The 16,785-nt window shown below is 61.2% G+C and carries 16 protein-coding genes; 6 read left to right on the top strand and 10 right to left on the bottom strand.

From position 1 onward, the window contains the following. Nucleotides 1–21 precede the first annotated feature (21 nt). The 8 genes from CLU86_RS05575 to CLU86_RS05610 form a co-directional block, all read right to left on the bottom strand. Nucleotides 22–1,725 (bottom strand): diguanylate cyclase, encoded by a 1,704-nt coding sequence (locus tag CLU86_RS05575; protein ID WP_233194822.1) that lies wholly within the window; start codon nucleotides 1,723–1,725, stop codon nucleotides 22–24. A 333-nt stretch (nucleotides 1,726–2,058) separates the two neighbouring features. Further along, on the bottom strand, nucleotides 2,059–2,385 hold the full coding sequence (locus CLU86_RS05580) for a hypothetical protein (protein ID WP_099655214.1): 327 nt from the start codon (nucleotides 2,383–2,385) through the stop codon (nucleotides 2,059–2,061). Nucleotides 2,386–2,549: 164 nt separating this feature from the next. After that, the gene (locus CLU86_RS05585) at nucleotides 2,550–2,876 is read right to left on the bottom strand and encodes a hypothetical protein (RefSeq protein WP_099740936.1); all 327 of its coding nucleotides are present in this window, start codon (nucleotides 2,874–2,876) and stop codon (nucleotides 2,550–2,552) included. Between the two features lie 284 nt (nucleotides 2,877–3,160). Further along, nucleotides 3,161–3,961 carry a CPBP family intramembrane glutamic endopeptidase gene (locus CLU86_RS05590; RefSeq protein ID WP_199175093.1) on the bottom strand — a complete coding sequence of 267 codons (801 nt, stop codon included), beginning with the start codon at nucleotides 3,959–3,961 and terminating at the stop codon, nucleotides 3,161–3,163. A gap of 140 nt (nucleotides 3,962–4,101) precedes the next feature. Then, nucleotides 4,102–4,641, bottom strand: a complete 540-nt coding sequence (locus CLU86_RS05595) for a DUF924 family protein (protein ID WP_099740937.1) — start codon at nucleotides 4,639–4,641, stop codon at nucleotides 4,102–4,104. A gap of 2 nt (nucleotides 4,642–4,643) precedes the next feature. Further along, nucleotides 4,644–5,357 (bottom strand): phospholipase D family protein, encoded by a 714-nt coding sequence (locus tag CLU86_RS05600; RefSeq protein WP_099740938.1) that lies wholly within the window; start codon nucleotides 5,355–5,357, stop codon nucleotides 4,644–4,646. 111 nt (nucleotides 5,358–5,468) lie between these two features. Beyond that, nucleotides 5,469–7,670, bottom strand: a complete 2,202-nt coding sequence (locus CLU86_RS05605; RefSeq protein ID WP_143226665.1) for a metallophosphoesterase — start codon at nucleotides 7,668–7,670, stop codon at nucleotides 5,469–5,471. A 111-nt stretch (nucleotides 7,671–7,781) separates the two neighbouring features. Then, on the bottom strand, nucleotides 7,782–9,644 hold the full coding sequence (locus tag CLU86_RS05610; protein ID WP_099740940.1) for a glutamine--tRNA ligase/YqeY domain fusion protein: 1,863 nt from the start codon (nucleotides 9,642–9,644) through the stop codon (nucleotides 7,782–7,784). Between the two features lie 208 nt (nucleotides 9,645–9,852). Here CLU86_RS05610 and CLU86_RS05615 point away from each other — a divergent pair, with 208 nt between their 5' ends. The 5 genes from CLU86_RS05615 to CLU86_RS05635 all read left to right on the top strand — a co-directional run bounded on the left by CLU86_RS05615 (nucleotide 9,853) and on the right by CLU86_RS05635 (nucleotide 13,774). Continuing rightward, nucleotides 9,853–10,203, top strand: coding sequence for a hypothetical protein (locus tag CLU86_RS05615; RefSeq protein WP_099655224.1), 351 nt, complete (start codon nucleotides 9,853–9,855; stop codon nucleotides 10,201–10,203). Nucleotides 10,204–10,427: 224 nt separating this feature from the next. Then, nucleotides 10,428–10,850, top strand: coding sequence for an alternative ribosome rescue aminoacyl-tRNA hydrolase ArfB (arfB, locus tag CLU86_RS05620; protein WP_233195205.1), 423 nt, complete (start codon nucleotides 10,428–10,430; stop codon nucleotides 10,848–10,850). Nucleotides 10,851–10,990: 140 nt separating this feature from the next. Continuing rightward, entirely contained in the window at nucleotides 10,991–11,845 is an 855-nt protein-coding gene (locus tag CLU86_RS05625) for a class III extradiol ring-cleavage dioxygenase (RefSeq protein ID WP_099740941.1), read from the top strand. Between the two features lie 178 nt (nucleotides 11,846–12,023). Then, entirely contained in the window at nucleotides 12,024–12,698 is a 675-nt protein-coding gene (locus CLU86_RS05630; RefSeq protein ID WP_099740942.1) for an alpha/beta hydrolase, read from the top strand. Nucleotides 12,699–12,871: 173 nt separating this feature from the next. Continuing rightward, nucleotides 12,872–13,774, top strand: coding sequence for a DUF3014 domain-containing protein (locus CLU86_RS05635; protein WP_099743326.1), 903 nt, complete (start codon nucleotides 12,872–12,874; stop codon nucleotides 13,772–13,774). Nucleotides 13,775–13,828: 54 nt separating this feature from the next. Here CLU86_RS05635 and CLU86_RS05640 read toward each other — a convergent pair whose 3' ends face one another. Beyond that, complete coding sequence (locus CLU86_RS05640) at nucleotides 13,829–15,094, bottom strand: MFS transporter (RefSeq protein ID WP_369803807.1); 1,266 nt, start codon at nucleotides 15,092–15,094, stop codon at nucleotides 13,829–13,831. A gap of 75 nt (nucleotides 15,095–15,169) precedes the next feature. Between CLU86_RS05640 and CLU86_RS05645 the strand changes: the two genes are divergently transcribed. Beyond that, nucleotides 15,170–16,201, top strand: a complete 1,032-nt coding sequence (locus tag CLU86_RS05645) for an AraC family transcriptional regulator (protein WP_099740943.1) — start codon at nucleotides 15,170–15,172, stop codon at nucleotides 16,199–16,201. A gap of 26 nt (nucleotides 16,202–16,227) precedes the next feature. Here CLU86_RS05645 and CLU86_RS05650 read toward each other — a convergent pair whose 3' ends face one another. Continuing rightward, a complete protein-coding gene (locus CLU86_RS05650; protein ID WP_099740944.1) occupies nucleotides 16,228–16,698 on the bottom strand; it encodes an Lrp/AsnC family transcriptional regulator in 471 nt (156 codons plus the stop codon). Nucleotides 16,699–16,785: the final 87 nt, after the last annotated feature.

The raw sequence follows: 16,785 nt of genomic DNA on the forward strand, positions 1-16,785 counted from the left end.
CGGTCCAGGCCCCGCGCCGCATCACCCCCCGGCGGTGTAGCGCACCACCCGGTTGCGCCCGTCGCGCTTGGCGCGGTACAGCGCGGCGTCGGCGTTTTGCACCAGCGCGTCGGCATCCTGCCCATCGTCAGGCATGCAGGCCATGCCCACCGATATGGTGATGGGCGGATGCACGTTGCCACCGTCAGCCACCGGGGGCATTTTCATCACCGCATCGCACAAGGCCTGGGCGCGCTCCAGCGCCACCTGCGGCGTGGTGTTGGGCAGCACCACAGTGAACTCCTCGCCGCCATAGCGCGCTACCAGGTCGCTCGCGCGCACCGTGTCGGTCAGGGTCTGCGCCACGCCGCGCAGCACCCGGTCGCCCAGCTCGTGGCCAAACTTATCGTTGAACTGCTTGAAGTGGTCCACGTCAATCATCAGCACCGCCAGCGGAGCATCGGGCTGCTCGGGGCCGCGCCGCTCGGCCCGCAAAATCTCGCGCGCCAGGGACTCGTCCAGAAAGCGGCGGTTGTACAGCCCCGTCAGTGCATCGCGAATGGACTGCTGGCGCAGCGACTCGCGCAGGCGCAGGTTGCCCAGCGACAGGGACACCTGCTCCAGCGCCGTCTGCCGCAATTGCGCCACCAGCGCATCGGGCAAGTCCACCCCTTGGCTTTGCGGGTCTAGCACCAGCATGCCGTTCAGGTCGCCGTGCGATGCCACCGGAAAGCACAGCGTGCCCGGTGGCGAGGGCACCTCGCACGCTTGCAAATGGCGGCAGGTGCTGGCGCTGCCTGCACCGGGCTGCGCGAAGGGCTGCCCCTTGCGAAGCGACCAGCACTCGTGCGGTTCGAAGAACTCTACAAAAGGCCGCTCACCCCAGGCCACGCAGCGGCGCAACTGGTTGCGCGAGGCCGCCATCAGGTACATCGCCCCAGACGTTGACCGCAGCAGCGCGGGCAGGCGCTCGGCCAGCAGGCCCTGGGCCTCTTCCATGTCTTCGCAGGTCTGCAAAAAGCGCCCCAACTCAGACAGCCGCTGCATGTGCGCGTTGTGCTCGTTGGTGCGCGCAGCCTGTGCCAGCAGCTCGGTGTTGCGGTTCATCAGGTCGCATTCGTTGGCGGCCGTTTTGCGCGCAAACGCCATGCTGCGTGCCAGCACAAACACTAGCAGCCCAACGCTGGTGAGCAGCGCCAGCCCCAGGGTGAGGTAGGTGTGGGTAATGGCCTGTGCATGCTCGGCCCGCAGGGTGCGAATGTGCTCCTCTTGTCCCGCAGAAAACTGCTGCGCCTTGGCACGGATGTCGTCCATCAGGTCGCGACCATGGCCGCTGCGCACAATGGCCGCCGCCTGGGCGCCTTGGCCGCTGGTGTGCAGGGCCACGGTCTCGGCCAGCTCTGCCAGCTTCTGGTCCACCTGCTGCATCAATGCCTCTAGCTGCAGGGTGTCTTGCGCATCGGGGCTCATGCGCTCTAGCTGGCGCCGCGTCTGTTTGATCTCAGACACCGCCACGTGGTACGGCGCCAGATACTCCGAGCTGCCCGCAATCAGATAGCCCCGCTGGCTGGTCTCCGCGTCTAGCATCTGCCGGATAAGCATGTCCTTGACGTGCACCGCGCGGTGGGCCTCGTCCAGCGCGCGTTGCGCACGCACCAGCTCCAGCAGGCTCTGCGCCGCAAGCCAGCCCGCCACCAAAATCGCCGCAAATACAGCGGCCAGCACTGTGCGTTGCACTCGGGACATTCCCGGTGTTGTTGGCATATTGTTTGAAGTCTCCGTGGGGGCGCGTGGCAAAAGTGCCGTCAGCTCGCCCCATTCTAAAAAGGCAGCGCCACCCCACAAGGCCACGCGCCCAAACCGCAGGGCCACCCAAGGTCTTTGGCCCCGCACTGGTGCAGGGGCCGCGAAACGGCCCGTACGTTTACATAAAAAACACCTGTAGCGCGCTCTGGATAAGCGCTATCAGCTATGAATATAGTAGCTAACTGTTGTTGCAGGCAAAGGGCAAATTTAAGCCCGCCCTCGGCGCACTTGTGTGGCTGCAAACCCTCATCCAGGGGGCCGCATCGCGCAACGTCAGGCCTGCCACACCCCAAACCCGGCCGATCGCAGGTCAATGCCTATCTCAATCTCCCGGTCCACCGCCTCTTCGTAGCGCATGGGGTTAAAGCCCTCGTACAAATCCGGCAGCAGCCACAGGCCATAGAGCATCACAAACCGGTTGGCCTGAATGCCCGCCTTGTGCTTGTCAAACCGCACATCCGGGTCCAGCCCCGTCATACCTACGTACACGCAAGGCTTGCCTTCGATGTAGCCGGGGTTGCAGCGGCGAAAGCGCGGTTCCAGCAGCACGTCTTTCGATAGTTCGATGACGTAGACGTGGTGGTGCGGGCGGCGGGGCATGGTGCGATTGAACGAAAAAAGTGGCCCTGCCGCAAGCGGATCAAGCGCTGGCAGCTACGGAAGTCATAGCGGCTTCAAGCGCAGCCTCTCTGGCTACGAGCCCTTAAGCCGCAGGCCCGTGGCAGCGCATGGCATGCACCCGCTTGCGTCCGCTGCTGACTGGTTTAGCCCGCGTGCCCCAGCGCCCCCAACAGCCGCGCGCTCACCTCGGCCGCATCCGGCGCGGCAAATGCCATGTTGTGCTGGTCCGTCAGCGGACCATGGCCGGGCTCCATGCGGCCTGCCGCGTCGTAGCCCATGGCCTTGAACTTCCACACCCCGCCTATCTTTTTGAGCGAACCCACATGCGCCCCCGTGGCCGTGTATACCGCCACCACCTCGGCGTTGACGGGCAGCAACTGCAGCGGCCCTGCCAGCGGGCCGGGCGGCACGGGGCCATAGGTGGGGGTGAATGGCGGCAACGGGGACGGCGTGGGTGGCGTAGAGAGCATGGCGGTGTTTGTATCGCAAATTGCGCAGCACCTGTCGCACTTGCAGTGCCGAGCGGATTGGGAGCCGCGCAGGCTTATCGCTGGCTATAGGTATGCCGGTATGCCCGCCGCCACGGTAGCTAGTCGGCACACCGGGGGCGGCATTGGCCCCATGCGGCACAGGTCAAATCAGCTTGTAGCGCATGCAATGCAAGCGCAGGCAGCTATGAAAAATGTAGCGGTAGAGTGGTGGATGGTGCAGCGAAGCCCCCATGACGGACCCATGGCCTGGCTTGAAAGCCCGCCTAAACCCCTGATGGGGTCCACAAAAGCGCACCCCCACTCAGCAAACCCATTCCAAACAGCGTCCAGTCGTTGATGATGTGCGCGCCCGTAGAAACCCAGAGGTTCTTGGTCATGATCCACGGCAGCGTCAGCACCAGCCTGGCGGTGCCGATGATGGCCAGGCACTGGACCACATTCCACCCATACGTAGGCAGATGCATTAGGCCAAACAGGGCCGCAGACAGGAGCCACGCTGCCACCACAGCGGTTTTGCGGCGGGCCCCCAAACGCTGGGTGAACAGCGCCATCAGCGCCAAAAAGGGCAGGATGGTGATCAGCTCCTCCCCCAGAAGCTGCGGAGCCATGTTGGCAAAGATGATGACGCGCTCCCACGGGCCGCTGGCCTGCAACATCGTCGCGCCAGGGTTGGTCGCCTGGGGCATCACCGATGTCAGCATCAACCCCACGGCCACCGTCACCACAATGTTGAGCAGCGCAAAGAAAAACATCCATAGCACATCGCGCGCAGACACCCTGGCAAACAAACTTTGCCAATGCCCCGGAGCCACCCAGCGCAGGCAAGCCAAGGGAATCAGCGCAAGCAGTACCGACGGAATCAGCCTGCCCGCAGGGGGCCAAGGCCAAGCAATTGGCAAAGTCACCACCAGCAACCCGGCAGCCGCCGCAGCCATCAGCAGCAGCCACTGCAGCCCAGAGATGCGGGCAGGCTGGTTGTTGAAGAAAGGAAACTCGCGCCCCGGCCGCTCAATCCAGCCAAAACGCTCCATCGCCACCGATGCTTGCCCGGTCGGTTTGTGCATTGCCACCCCCTCGTGAAAGCCAGCGAGCGCGCCCTCTGGCGGTTGAATACCCAAATTATGAGAGATATCTGGCTGCAGCGCATATAGATAAAGCGCAGGCAGCTATCAAAAGCATAGCGATTAGGCTGATGAGGGGCCGTTTAGAACGAAGACCCAGGCTCGTTCAAAAACGCCAGTTCTTCAGGCGTAGAGCTGCGGCCCAGGATGGCATTGCGGTGCGGGTAACGGCCAAAGCGGTCAATGATGGCCTTGTGGCGGCGCTCAAAGTCGAGATTGTTTTCCATGCCCGGCTGCGCAAACAGCTTGAGGGCTTGCTCGTGGATCACCGCCGATTCGCTGTGCATGTACGGCATGTAGGCAAACACGCGTTGCGCTGTGGGCAGGCTGCGGTCTTGCCCGCTGGCCACCAGCTCTTGCGCCAGGGCAAGGGCCAGCGCGTCTTGGGCAAAGGCGCGGACGGTGTCGCGGTGCACGTTGCGCGAGAACTGGTCCAGCACCAGGATTTCTGCCAGCCGACCCTCGGGCGTGGCGCGCCAGGGGAACAGTTCACAGCGGGCTGCGGCCTCTAGCGTGGGGGCGAAGCGGGTGCGGATGTTTTCGTCTAACGCTGCGTCTTTGGCGAAGTGCTGCTGAGGGGTTAGCTCGGTGAACCAGAAGTGGATGATGGACTGCGGCGCCATATTCAGACCAGATGGAAGTCTTGCGGCCACAAGAAGTACGGGCCGAACCGCGATTTGGCAACAAACTCCACGCCCGCCTTTTCGCCCTTGGGCGTGATGGTGTGTTTGTCGCCATCGGCAGCCAGATAGCCCAGCTCCGTTGCGCGATCCAAGAACTGTGCCGTTTTCAACCCTAGCTTTTGCCCAACCTTGGAGGACGTGAGCTTGTCTGTCGGCGCATCGGTCGCACTTTTATCGTCGTCTTTGCCACTTGCATCGCTGTCGCTGGTAATTCGTTCCAACGATATGCGCACCTCATCGCTGATGCGAATGATGCGCTGCGCCTCTTCGTAGGCGTCTTTGTAGAGCGGCCCGTCCTCGCTGCGCTGAATCAGGATGCCCATCTCGTTGTTATTCACCTGGCTGAATTCGTACAGATTCAGGCTGGTGATGATGCACATCTCTTCATTCATGTAGCACTTGGCATGCAAGTTCTTGCAGAAGCTGGTGCGTATGTAGGTCAGGCCGCGCAGCCATTCAATCTCTTGCGGCTGCAACTCGCTTTTGCCATAGACGATCCGGACGTCGATTTTTAGACGGTTTTTATCGGCCAGAAGTTCCTTCATCCGATCGTTGAGCTTAAGGAAAGGGCTGATCAGTATCAAGCGGTCTGATGCGCCTTTGATAAGTTCTTCAAGGTGGTAATTGGTGCCTGTTGTCGAAAGAAACTTAGCCATATATGTTATCTCCCATGAAGCGGAATGCGTATGGCCTATTGATTGCAGTCAGTATCGATAAAATTAAGAGAAGAATATTTTTTTAAATATTGGTGGATCCCGTTGATCAAATTATTCTTTATGCGCTTTTGAAACAGAGAAGGTTTTGGCGGGCTGTGCCTTCCATTCTTCCACGGCTGTATCGAAATAGTACTTTGTGACTTGAATTGCCACATTTTCCTTCATTAATTGAATCGCAATCCGATTGAATTGAAGAGGCTGGGAGCCGCGTTCAGGAACCACGACCGAACTACTTCCGCAACCAATAACAACTAGTGAATTCTCACCGTCACTCACCATCTCTTCGTGGCCTTGGTGTCGATGGCCATGCAGAGCCATGATGAACTTTGCTTTGTACAGCCGTTGTTTAACAGCAGGCGCATCGGTTAACAGAGCTTCTGCCCTGATCGTTGCTTCACCGGAATGCACAGGCACGAGATGGTGATGAAAAACTGCGATTCTTATAAATTGATTTAAAGGATCGAGTCGCGAGACTTCTTGCAGGGCATTGTCAAGTTGTGTTGTCCCGATATATCCTCGATCATCACCCTTCTTGATAAGGACGGCGGAGTTGAATGCCGCAACAATTACTCGAGCTCCATTGCTCTCAAACTGCCGAACTTCATACAGTCGCTCCGGGCTAATCGGAACGTCAATCCGGCTATGTGTAATCAATGCATTTCGAAAATTAATATAGGGTTGAAATGCCATCCCTGCGTCTGGATCTCCTTCTTGCAGGGCCCAGTTTACATCGTGATTTCCAGGTATTAATACAATATCTGGATTGCTGCCGTTTTCTGTGGCTGAGTTCAAGATGCCCGAAATTGCTGTCTTGGCAAGATTGAATTCCGTAGAGGTTCCCCTTTGAGTCAGATCGCCGCTGAATACGATGAGATTGGGTCTGAAATGCTCGCGTTCAATCGTTTGGCCTACGAATTTGTCCAATGACGGCTTATCTTCGTGCGGGATCGAATCTTGCGCGGAGGGCAATTTTGAAAAATAGTGCGCCTCGCCAAAATGCAAATCTGAAAAATGAAGAAGTTCAAATTCTTGCCCTGCTGCGCGTTTGAGAGTCGGGCTTGGGTCATCGCTTTTTTCGTGCGATAAGCGACGAGGGGTTGCCGAAACGTAGGCTTGGAAAAGTGAGTCTCGAAATGAGTAAACCTGCTCTTTGACTTTTCTCAAAGAACTGCCGAAGCTGTCTTTTTGCAGGTCTGCAACATAATAAGAAACGTTGGTTACTCCCTGTCCTTCGGCAATAGGGTAGGCCTGCGATGTATGAGCATTGGGACTGCAAGTGGCCGCAAATGCTCTAAGAACTATTTCTCGTTGATTAGAGTTTCCGATTGCCTTTAGGTATTGGTCCTCCAATACTGAATCAGTTCTTCGGAGTGCGATTTCGGATAGCGCGAAATTTAAATCTGTCAGTGAAATAACCTTCTTTTTTGATCGAAAGGCATTTAATAGTGATTCGCGGCCAATTAAATGAAGTAGGTATGGCTGGCCGGCAACTATGCGGATTAACTCTGTTTTTGCTTCGTCACTGTAGAGAATTTCGTGCTTAATTAGTCCTTCGGCTGTTGCCACAACTCTAAGCAGCTCATTTGGGGCCATTGGGCTGACAGGCAGTTTTCCAGTGGTTAGTTGCCGCTCAATTGATAGATGGTCGCGGACCAGCTCTCTTTCAGTAGTGGCAATCCCAGTAACAGCAAAGACGACCCCGTCAGGCGCTGCTTTGAGTAGGGATGAGAAGCCTTCATGTGTTTGAATTAGTTCGAATTCATCAATGAAAATAATTAACCCATCTTGAGATGATCCTGCAATCGCTTTGGCCCTTCGCCAAAAATCAGCAACTAACTTTGCATCAAGTTGGGCTCCTTGAGCATATTTTTGAACTTCTCCAAACTTTGAAAATAAAGAGTCAAATTTTCCAAAGCCTGTGTCATCGATCATTAATCGATATAGCAGTTGGTTTATGTTGTTGACTGATTCGTCGCGAGTTAAAAAGCATGTTGCAAAAGAGAACTGCATATCCTTTAGAGGAGAGTTAATTTCCTCGAGCAGCTCTGGGTTGCCTTTTGCGATTATTTCAAGTTGTCTGGCTAATGAGGATTTTCCAATGCCACGGGGTCCGTAAATAAAAACATGATTTTTGGCGGCGATTAATTCTGCGCCTGCCTCTAGCTCTTGACGTCTGCCTGCAAACCTCTTGGGGTCAGAAATCTCTTTTGCTGGCTGAAATGCAGTCAATATCCTCTTGTGATCAATGCTCACCGTTGACTCCCTTTGGATTTCGTGCCTGGTTGTTGACGTTGCAGATATCAAGATGCTTTAGCCTATTTGTTTTTCAGTCAGTTTCTATAAATTTCACGAATGCCCAAAGTTTTATTTCCCCCAACTATCCTTCAACCCCACCGCCAAGTTAAACACCGGCTTGCCCGCCGCGTGATTCACCCGGTCCGCCACAAAGTACCCGTGCCGCTCAAACTGAAACTTGTCGTCCGGCTTGGCATTGGCCAATGACGGCTCCACGATGGCGGTTACCACCTTCAGGCTGTTCGGGTTCAGGCTTTCGATGAAGTCTTTGCCGCCCGCGTCGGGGTGGGCGTCCAGGAACAGGCGGTCGTACATGCGCACTTCGGCGTTCACGCCGTCGGCCACGCCCACCCAGGTGATGGCGGCTTTCACCTTCACGGTGTCAGCGCCGGGGGTGCCGCTCTTGGTGTCGGGCACCACGGTGGCCAGCACTTCGGTGATGACGCCGTTAGCGTCTTTGGTGCAGCCGGTGCACTCAATCACATAGCCGCCCTTCAGGCGCACCTTGTTGCCGGGGAAGAGGCGCTTGTAGCCCTTGGGCGGCACTTCTTCAAAGTCTTCACGTTCAATCCAGACTTCTTTGCCGATGGTGAAGTGGCGCACGGGGCTTTCCACGCCTTCGGGTGGGTGGGGCAGGGCGGGCAGGGTGCAGGGCTCCAGGTGGCCGGCGCCCATCACTTCGTCCCAGTTGGTCAGCACCAGCTTGACGGGGTTGAGCACGGCCATGCCACGGTGGGCCTTCAGCTCCAGGTCTTCGCGCAGGCAGCCTTCCAGGGTGCTGTAGTCGATCCAGCTGTCGGACTTTGTCACGCCAATGCGGTCGGCAAAGGTCTGGATGGCGGCGGGCGTGTAGCCACGGCGGCGCAGGCCGACGATGGTGGGCATGCGGGGGTCGTCCCAGCCGCTGACCTTGTGGTCGTACACCAGCTGGGCCAGCTTGCGCTTGCTGGTGATGACGTAGGTGAGGTTCAGGCGCGCAAATTCGTATTGCTTGGGCGGGGGCGATGCCAGCAGGCCGCCCACAACGCGACCATCGGGAAGTGTTACCACTTCCGTCAAACGCTCCAGCAGCCAGTCGTAGAAGGGGCGTTGGTCTTCAAACTCCAGCGTGCACAGGCTGTGGGTGATTTGCTCTAGCGCATCTTCAATCGGGTGCGCAAAGGTGTACATGGGGTAAATGCACCATGTGTCGCCCGTGTTGTGGTGCGTGGCGCGGCGAATGCGGTAGATGGCCGGGTCGCGCATGTTGATGTTGGGGCTGGCCATGTCGATCTTGGCGCGCAGCACCATCGATCCGTCTTCGTGCTGGCCGTCGCGCATTTCGCGGAACTTGGCCAAGTTCTCGGCCGGGGTGCGGCTGCGGAAGGGGCTGTCTACGCCGGGCTTGCCAAAGTCGCCCCGGTTCACGCGCATTTCTTCGGGGGTTTGTTCGTCCACGTAGGCGTGGCCCGCTTCGATCAGGCTCTCGGCGGCGCGGTACATGAAGTCGAAGTAGTCGCTGGCCTGGTAGGGGGCTACGCTGTAGTCGCCCTGGCTGCCGTTCCAGTCAAAACCGAGCCATTTGACGGCGTCGATGATGCTGTTGACGTATTCGGTGTCTTCTTTTTCGGGGTTGGTGTCGTCAAAGCGCAGGTGGCACACGCCGCCGTAGTCGCGCGCCAGGCCAAAATTGATGCAGATGCTTTTGGCGTGGCCGACGTGCAGGTAGCCGTTGGGCTCGGGCGGAAAGCGGGTGCGGATTTTGGCCGGGTCGGGCTCGCCTGCGGTGTGGTGGGCGGCGTCGCCGGGGGTGCCAGCCCAGCGGCGGCTGGCGTAGGTGCCTTTGTCCAGATCGGCTTCAATGATCTGGCGCAGGAAGTTGCTGGGCTTGACGGATTCAGGGGCTGCGGCGGTGCCTGCAGGTAGGGTGTTGGCGGGGGTGGGGGTGCTCATTCGCCCATTTTAGGCGGCGGTTACAGGTTGGCGGGCCTGCGGGCGAACTTGGGCTTTGTGTGACGTATTTCTCTGGGCGCTAGTCAGTGTGTACTTCCAGAAACAATATTGCGGTGTTTTCATGACATCCTTTTGGTCACTTGGTGCGTTATGCACTGCAGAGGCCAACCCCACCCGTGGGCCGCCTCCCTTCAAAAAGGAGATTTCCATGACGAAAACCCGTTCTATCCAAGCCATGGCCGCTGCGGCTGGTGTGGCACTGGCGCTGCTGGCTGGCGCAGGCTCTGCCCAGGCGCGCGATGTCAATTGGTCGATTGGCGTGAATTCGCCCGGTGTGTCGGTGGGGGTGAGCAATGGTTATGGCTACGGCTACCCTGCTTATGTGGCCCCTGCCCCTGTGTATGTGGCCCCACGCCCCATTTACTACGCCCCCCCACCTCCACCCCCAGCGGTGTACTACGCGCCACCCGCACCGGTGTATTACGCACCGCCCCCCGGTTATTACTACCGTGAAGGGCACCGCCACCACCGGCACCACGGATACCGTGACTGGCGCTGATTGAGCGCTGGCGGTGGGCAGGCCCTGGCGGGCCGTGCCGCCACTTTCTGGTTCCCCTCGGCGCTTGTTTGCCCTGTTTCAGGGCTTCAGGCGCCTTCTCAACGCCCTGTGCATCGCGTATGCCAGGGCGTTTTTTTGCGCCTGCCTATGATGTGCCCCTTTGAACAGGTTCTTAAACAGGTGGTGGCGGAACACGGGGTGGGTATGAACAGAGTGGGGTGCGAATGATGCTGGCGGTGGCGCCTTTGCTGTGCGTGGATGAGCAGGAGGTGGAGTTTTCTGCCATGCGCGCCCAGGGGGCGGGTGGGCAGAACGTGAACAAGGTGTCGAGCGCGGTGCACCTGCGCTTTGATGTGCCCGCCTCTTCACTTCCTGAGCCGGTGAAAGAGCGCCTGCTGGCCCTGCGTGATACGCGCATCACCCAAGAGGGCGTGGTGGTGATCAAGGCGCAGCAGTTTCGCAGCCAGGAACAAAACCGTGCCGATGCGCTGGCGCGGCTGAATGCGCTGGTGCAGTCTGTGGCCGTGGCGCCCCGCACACGCCGCGCCACCAAGCCCACCTATGGCTCCCAGCAGCGCCGCCTGGCGGGCAAAAGCCAGCGGGGTGAGACCAAGGCGCTGCGGGGCAGGGTGCGGGGCGGGGATTGAGGCTGTGGCACTGCATGCAGTGTGCTGTTGCGCCTGCACTGCAGGATTGGCCCTGAAACTAGAACAATCCGTTGTGGGCGGGCTACTTTTTCGCTCGGGTGATCTCTTTTACAGTGGCTATTAGTTACCAAAGGTTCACCATGTCTACGTTGCCCTCCGCGCTGTCTGCCCCTCAAGCCATTTCTGCCAACGCCCCTGCCTTGGCTTTACCTGCGCTGTTTGTCTCGCACGGTGCACCGCTGTTTGCGGTGGATGCGGGCGAGACCGGGCCAGCATTGGGGCGCTGGGGGCAGGATTTGAAGGCGCAGTTTCCGGGCCTGCGAGGCGTGGTCATCATGTCGCCGCACTGGATGGCGCGCTCGCCCCTGGTCATGGCGGGCCCGCAGCCTGCCACTTGGCATGACTTTGGCGGGTTTCCGCCCGCGCTGTACCAGTTGCAATACCCTGCACCGGGCTCGCCAGCGCTGGCGGCCGAGGTGGTGGCGCTGCTCGGCGCAGCGGGCATGCCTGCGCAGGGCGATGCCTCCCGCCCGTTTGACCACGGTGCCTGGGTGCCGCTGATGCACCTGTTTCCGCAGGCCGATGTGCCGGTGGTGCAGGTGGCCTTGCCCGCAGCGGCTGGCCCGGCAGAGGTGTATGCCATGGGCGCTGCGTTGCGCAGCCTGCGCAGCCAGGGCGTGCTGGTGATGGGCTCGGGCAGCATGACGCACAACCTGTCGGAGTTTTTTGGTGGGGCCCGCGAGCCCGCGCCTTACGTGGTCGAGTTCAGCCGCTGGATTGAAGACGCCGTGGTGCGCGGCGACATGAAGGCGCTGCTCAACTACCGCAGTCAGGCACCCCACGCTGCGCGCGCCCACCCCACGGAAGACCACTTTTTGCCGCTGTTTTTTGCCCTGGGGGCGGCGGGCGACGATTTGCGCGCAAACTACCTGAGCCGCGAGGTGATGTACAGCATGCTGGCCATGGATGCGTTTGCCTTGCACCCAATTCACTGAGAGCGGCTCACAAAACTCCCCTGGCGTCGTTGTCTCGCCTTGTCGTACCGCTTGTACGGCCTGCGGCGAGACGCCTAGCCAGGGCCGCTTCGCTGAGTTTTGTTAGCTGCTCCAAGTGGTGCGTTTTTGCTGCACACACTTTTTTTGATCGATCCAAAATTGCCTCTGGCGCCTGAACATGCTTGATTTGCCGCTCACCTTTTTGCAGCGCCCCGCTGCCGCCTCCACTCCCCACCCCTGGCTGCTGGTGCTGATGCACGGCGTGGGCAGTAACGAGCAAGATTTGTTTGGCTTGGCGTCGCACATTCCAGACCATTTCCATGTGGTGAGCTTGCGCGCACCGTTTCGCATGGGGCCGGGTTCGTTTGCCTGGTTTGATTTTTCGATTGAGCCCAATGGCGAGCGCACCATCAACGAAGCCCAAGAATCGCAAAGCCGGGCCCTGGTGGCACAGGCTGTGGCCGCTGCGTCTGCCCAGCTCCACGTTGCCCCTGAGCGGGTGGTGGTGGGCGGCTTCAGCCAGGGCGGCATCATGGCGCTGTCGCTGCTGTTGACCCAGCCCGGCCTGTTGCATGCCGCCATGGTGTGGCACAGCCGCCTGCTGGCGCAGGTGGTGCCCCTGACGGCCCCGGCCGAGGCGCTGCACGGCCGCCAACTGTGGCTGAGCCACGGCACGCACGATAACGTCATCCCCATCGCCCATGCCCATGCTATTGCGCACCACATGGCGCAACTGCCGGTGTCGGTCACGTTCAAAGAGTTTCCGGGCGCGCACGAGATTCGCCCCGCAGAGCTGGCTGCCACGGTGGCCTGGCTGCAGGGACTGGGCAGCACGCCATCGGCCGTGCTGTAAAGCGGCGCATTCACCATGCCCCTTGCTGGTGGGCATGGGCCTGCCTGTGATTGGGCAACACGCTGTTACACCCCTGGGCAGGCTGTGCCCACCAACGTGTGTTCAGGCCGCTACATTGTTCGGATGCAAAAGGGCGCGTTGATGCTGCTCTTTTGAACCGATGAGGAATGCACATGCCTGACAAAGAAGACACCCGATTTCGTCCACCTCCGCGGCAAGCATCGCCCATGGTGCTGGCGGTGGGGGCTGGCGCCTTGGTATTGGCTGCGCTCGCGGGCGCCTGGGTGTGGTTCAAACCCGCACCGGCAGATGCCGTGCAGGCCGCAGCCCCTGCGCAAAGCTCTGCGCCTGCGGCGCCCAGTACAGCGCCGATCCCCGCAGGGGTGCAAAACCCCGTGGGCGTGCTGGGCCCGCCCGACACGGCCTTGCCCCCGCTGGCCGAATCGGACGTGATGGTGACAGAGTTGCTGTCTGAAGTGCTGGGTGCAGGCCAGGTGTCGTCGCTCTTGCAGACAGAATCGTTTGCGCGCCGCGTGGTGGCCACGGTAGACAGCCTTACCCAGGCCCACGCCCCCGTGCGTGTGTGGCCGGTGCACCCCACGCCCCAGCGCTTTTTGGTGGATGGCGAAGGGGCCGAGCTGGTCGCCGCCAAGCCCAATGCCGCACGCTATGCGGCCATGCTGGTGTTTGCCGAGTCAGTGCCCATGGACAACGCGGTGGCACTGTATGCGCGGCTGTACCCGCTGTTTCAGCAGGCGTATGAAGAGCTGGGCTACCCCAATCGCTACTTCAACGACCGGCTGGTGGCTGTGCTGGACCACCTGATCAAAGCCCCCGAGCCGCAGGGCCCGCTGCAGCTCAAGCTGACCAAGGTGCAAACCGAGCTGCCTGACCCGCGGCCCTGGCTGCGCTACGAGTTTGCCGACCCGGCGCTGGAGGCGCTGTCGAGCGGCCAGAAAATCATGGTGCGCATGGGCCCCGCCAACGAGGCCCGTGCCAAGGCCGTGCTGCGCGAGCTGCGCCGCCGCGTGGCGACGAGTGAGGTGGCTCGCAAGCCGGCCAAGTCAGCCCCCTGACTGCGGGGTGATGGGGCAGGGCGTGCCCCGCCCCAGGCTTGGCTCAGGCCTGTTTCAAGCTGCCACGGCGCGTGGCCCGCGCTGCCAGGTCAGCACCGTGCCCAGCACCATGGCCCCCAGGGCAAATGCAGGGCCGCCCAAGGCGCCCAGGTGGTCCACCATCAGGCCACCAAAGATGGCACCGCTGGCAATCGCAATCTGAAACGCCGCCACCAGCAACCCGCCCGCGCCCTCGGCCTGGTCTGGGGCGGCGCGCACCATCCAGGTCTGAAACCCCACCGGAAACGCGCCAAACGCAAAGCCCCACAGCGTGATGGCCACCGCCGTGATGGCCGCTGAATGGCCCGCAATGAGCAAGGTGGCCGCCAGCACGGCAATCACGGCGCCACCGGCCACGATGGCTTGGCGCTCGCTGCGCCCGGCAATCCAGCCGCCCACAAAGTTGCCGAAGAACCCGCCTACGCCATAGCCCAACAGCACGGCCGTGATGCTGGTCACCGACAGGTGCGTGACTTGCTCCATCAGAGGGCGGATGTAGGTAAAGCCCGCGAAGTGACCGGAGATGACCAGCAGCACTGCCAGCAGGGCCATGCGCACGGGTGGGCGGCGCAGCAGCTCGCCCAGCACCCGCAGGTTGGGGTTGTCACGCGGCGGCAAGGCGGGCAGGGCCAGCAACTGCACGGCCAGGGTGATCAGGCTGATGCCCCCGGCTGCAATGAAGGCGCTGCGCCAGCCCCACAGGTCGCCCATCCAGGCACCAATGGGTGCCGCACACACAGTGGCAACCGACACCCCGGTCAGGATGAAGGACATGGCCCGCGCAAACAGCGATGCAGGCACCAGCCGCATCGCCAGCGCTGCCGACATGGACCAAAAGCCGCCCAACGCCACCCCCAGCAGCACGCGTGCCACCAGCAGCATGGGCAGGCTGCTGGCCAGGGCAGACAGCGCGTTGGACAGCACCAGCAGCAGCGTGAAGGCGATCATCACGGCGCGCCGGTCCAGCTGGCGGGTGAGCAGCGGCAGCGAGGGCGCCGCCACGGCCGCCACCAGGGCCGTGACGGTGACAGCTTGGCCTGCTGCGCCGTCGCTCACCCCCAGGTCGGCGGCCATGGCCGTGAGCAGGCTGGCGGGCAGAAACTCTGCCGTCACCAGGCCAAACACCCCCAGTGCCATGGAGGCAACTGCCGCCCAGCGCGCCTGGATGGGCTCGTGGCTGGCGGGTTGCAGCGTGGTGTTTTCAGGGGCAGGGTGGGCGCCTGCCGCTGGGGCGCCTGTGGTGGCATCCAGGCAAACGGAGCAAGAAGATGGGGAAGACACAGGTAAAGGCCTTGGGATGAACGGACAGGCATCGTAGGGATAAGATGCAGGCGTTTCCATGCCATAAAAGCCTGAATGCTTGACTTTTTATCCAGCCCTGCCGAGGGGGCAACCCTGCCGCCTGCGGCCGTGGGCCCAGAGCCACCAGACCTGCTGACCCAGATCCTGCTGGGCCTGCGCCTGGACGGCGTGGAGTATGGCCGCTGTGTGATGCATGCGCCCTGGGCGGTGGCGTTCCCGGCGTTGCCGTCAGCGCGGTTCCACTTTGTGGGCAGCGGTGGCGCGTGGCTGCGCACCCGCAGCGCCGACTGGCAGCGGCTGCACCCTGGCGATGCGGTGCTGCTGCCCCATGGCAGCTTTCATGTGCTGGCCAGCGCACCCGATGTGACGCCGGTGGACATTGACTTGCTGGCACGCAGGCCGGTGTCTGAAAACATCTACCTGCTGGATGGACGAGACCCTGTGCACAGCGGCCATTTCGCAGGACAGGCGGGTGTACCGCAGGCACCCGGCCAAAGCCCGGACGTGGTGTTTTGTGGGGCCCTGCGCTTTAACCTGGACCCTTTGCACCCGCTCAGGGCCATGATGCCCGAGGTGATGCTGGCCGGTGACCTGGCCCGCCGCGATACCACCGTGCCCGTGCTGCTGGATGCCATGGAGCGCGAGGTGGCCCAGGACCGCATGGGCGCTTGCGCCATCCTGGCGCGCTTGGCCGATGCCCTGGCCGCCAGCATCATCCGTGCGTGGGTGGAGTGCAGCTGCAACAACCCCACGGGCTGGATTGCCGCCGTGCGCTGCCCGCGCATCGGCAAGGTAATTGCCGCCATCCACGCAGACCCGGAGCGCGACTGGAACGTGCCGCTGCTGGCCGACCTGATGGGCGCCTCGCGTTCACGCTTTGCCGAATCGTTCACGCGCACCATGGGCGAGAGCCCGGCGCGCTATGTGGCCAAGGTGAAGATGTCGCAGGCCCGCAGCTGGATTGCCCGCGATGGCATGCGCGTGGCCGTGGCGGCCCACAGGCTGGGGTATGAGTCTGAAGCATCCTTCAGCCGCGCCTACAAGCGTGTGATTGGGCAACCGCCCAGCACGGCCAGGGCGCAGTGAGCTTGGTGCAGGTTCTTGCTGCGAACCTAGCTTGCTTTGGGTAGTGGCAGCGCCGTTTTGTAGCGCACCTGCTTGAGCGCAAAGCTGGAGCGGATCTTCTCCACCCCCGGGATGGGTGAGAGCTGCTCCAGGATAAAGCGCTCCAGCGCCGCCATGTCGGCCAGGGCGACGCGGATCAGGTAGTCGCTGTCGCCGGTCATCAGGTAGCACTCCATCACCTCATCGTGCTCGGCAATGCGGCGCTCAAAGTCGGCGAGGGCCTCCTTGCTTTGGGTTTTGAGGCTGATGCTGATGAACACATTCAAGCCCAGCCCCAGCGCGGCGCTGCTGGCCAGTGCCACATAACGGCTGATGACGCCTGCAGCCTCCAGCGCCTTGACCCGCGCCAGGCATGGCGAGGGCGACAGGTGCACGCGCCGCGCCAGCTCCACGTTGGACAGGGATCCGTCGGCCTGCAGCTCGGCCAGAATACGCAAATCGATGGCGTCCAGTTTCATGTGCTGCAGTTTATGGTTTTTGCGGCACGCTGTGCTGGCACGTTCTGAATATAGAGCGATATCGGCAACTTATTTGGCGATGCCCTC

The organism is Acidovorax sp. 62 (assembly GCF_002754495.1).
Classification (GTDB): domain Bacteria; phylum Pseudomonadota; class Gammaproteobacteria; order Burkholderiales; family Burkholderiaceae_C; genus Acidovorax.

Coding starts and splice junctions, on each gene's coding strand:
- CLU86_RS05580 (WP_099655214.1), bottom strand. CDS start 2,385: ATGCCCCGCCGCCCGCACCACCACGTCTACGTCATCGAACTATCGAAA.
- CLU86_RS05635 (WP_099743326.1), top strand. CDS start 12,872: ATGCCTGACAAAGAAGACACCCGATTTCGTCCACCTCCGCGGCAAGCA.
- arfB (WP_233195205.1), top strand. CDS start 10,428: ATGATGCTGGCGGTGGCGCCTTTGCTGTGCGTGGATGAGCAGGAGGTG.
- CLU86_RS05595 (WP_099740937.1), bottom strand. CDS start 4,641: ATGGCGCCGCAGTCCATCATCCACTTCTGGTTCACCGAGCTAACCCCT.
- CLU86_RS05600 (WP_099740938.1), bottom strand. CDS start 5,357: ATGGCTAAGTTTCTTTCGACAACAGGCACCAATTACCACCTTGAAGAA.
- CLU86_RS05590 (WP_199175093.1), bottom strand. CDS start 3,961: ATGCACAAACCGACCGGGCAAGCATCGGTGGCGATGGAGCGTTTTGGC.
- CLU86_RS05575 (WP_233194822.1), bottom strand. CDS start 1,725: ATGTCCCGAGTGCAACGCACAGTGCTGGCCGCTGTATTTGCGGCGATT.
- CLU86_RS05585 (WP_099740936.1), bottom strand. CDS start 2,876: ATGCTCTCTACGCCACCCACGCCGTCCCCGTTGCCGCCATTCACCCCC.
- CLU86_RS05625 (WP_099740941.1), top strand. CDS start 10,991: ATGTCTACGTTGCCCTCCGCGCTGTCTGCCCCTCAAGCCATTTCTGCC.
- CLU86_RS05630 (WP_099740942.1), top strand. CDS start 12,024: ATGCTTGATTTGCCGCTCACCTTTTTGCAGCGCCCCGCTGCCGCCTCC.
- CLU86_RS05650 (WP_099740944.1), bottom strand. CDS start 16,698: ATGAAACTGGACGCCATCGATTTGCGTATTCTGGCCGAGCTGCAGGCC.
- CLU86_RS05645 (WP_099740943.1), top strand. CDS start 15,170: ATGCTTGACTTTTTATCCAGCCCTGCCGAGGGGGCAACCCTGCCGCCT.
- CLU86_RS05610 (WP_099740940.1), bottom strand. CDS start 9,644: ATGAGCACCCCCACCCCCGCCAACACCCTACCTGCAGGCACCGCCGCA.
- CLU86_RS05615 (WP_099655224.1), top strand. CDS start 9,853: ATGACGAAAACCCGTTCTATCCAAGCCATGGCCGCTGCGGCTGGTGTG.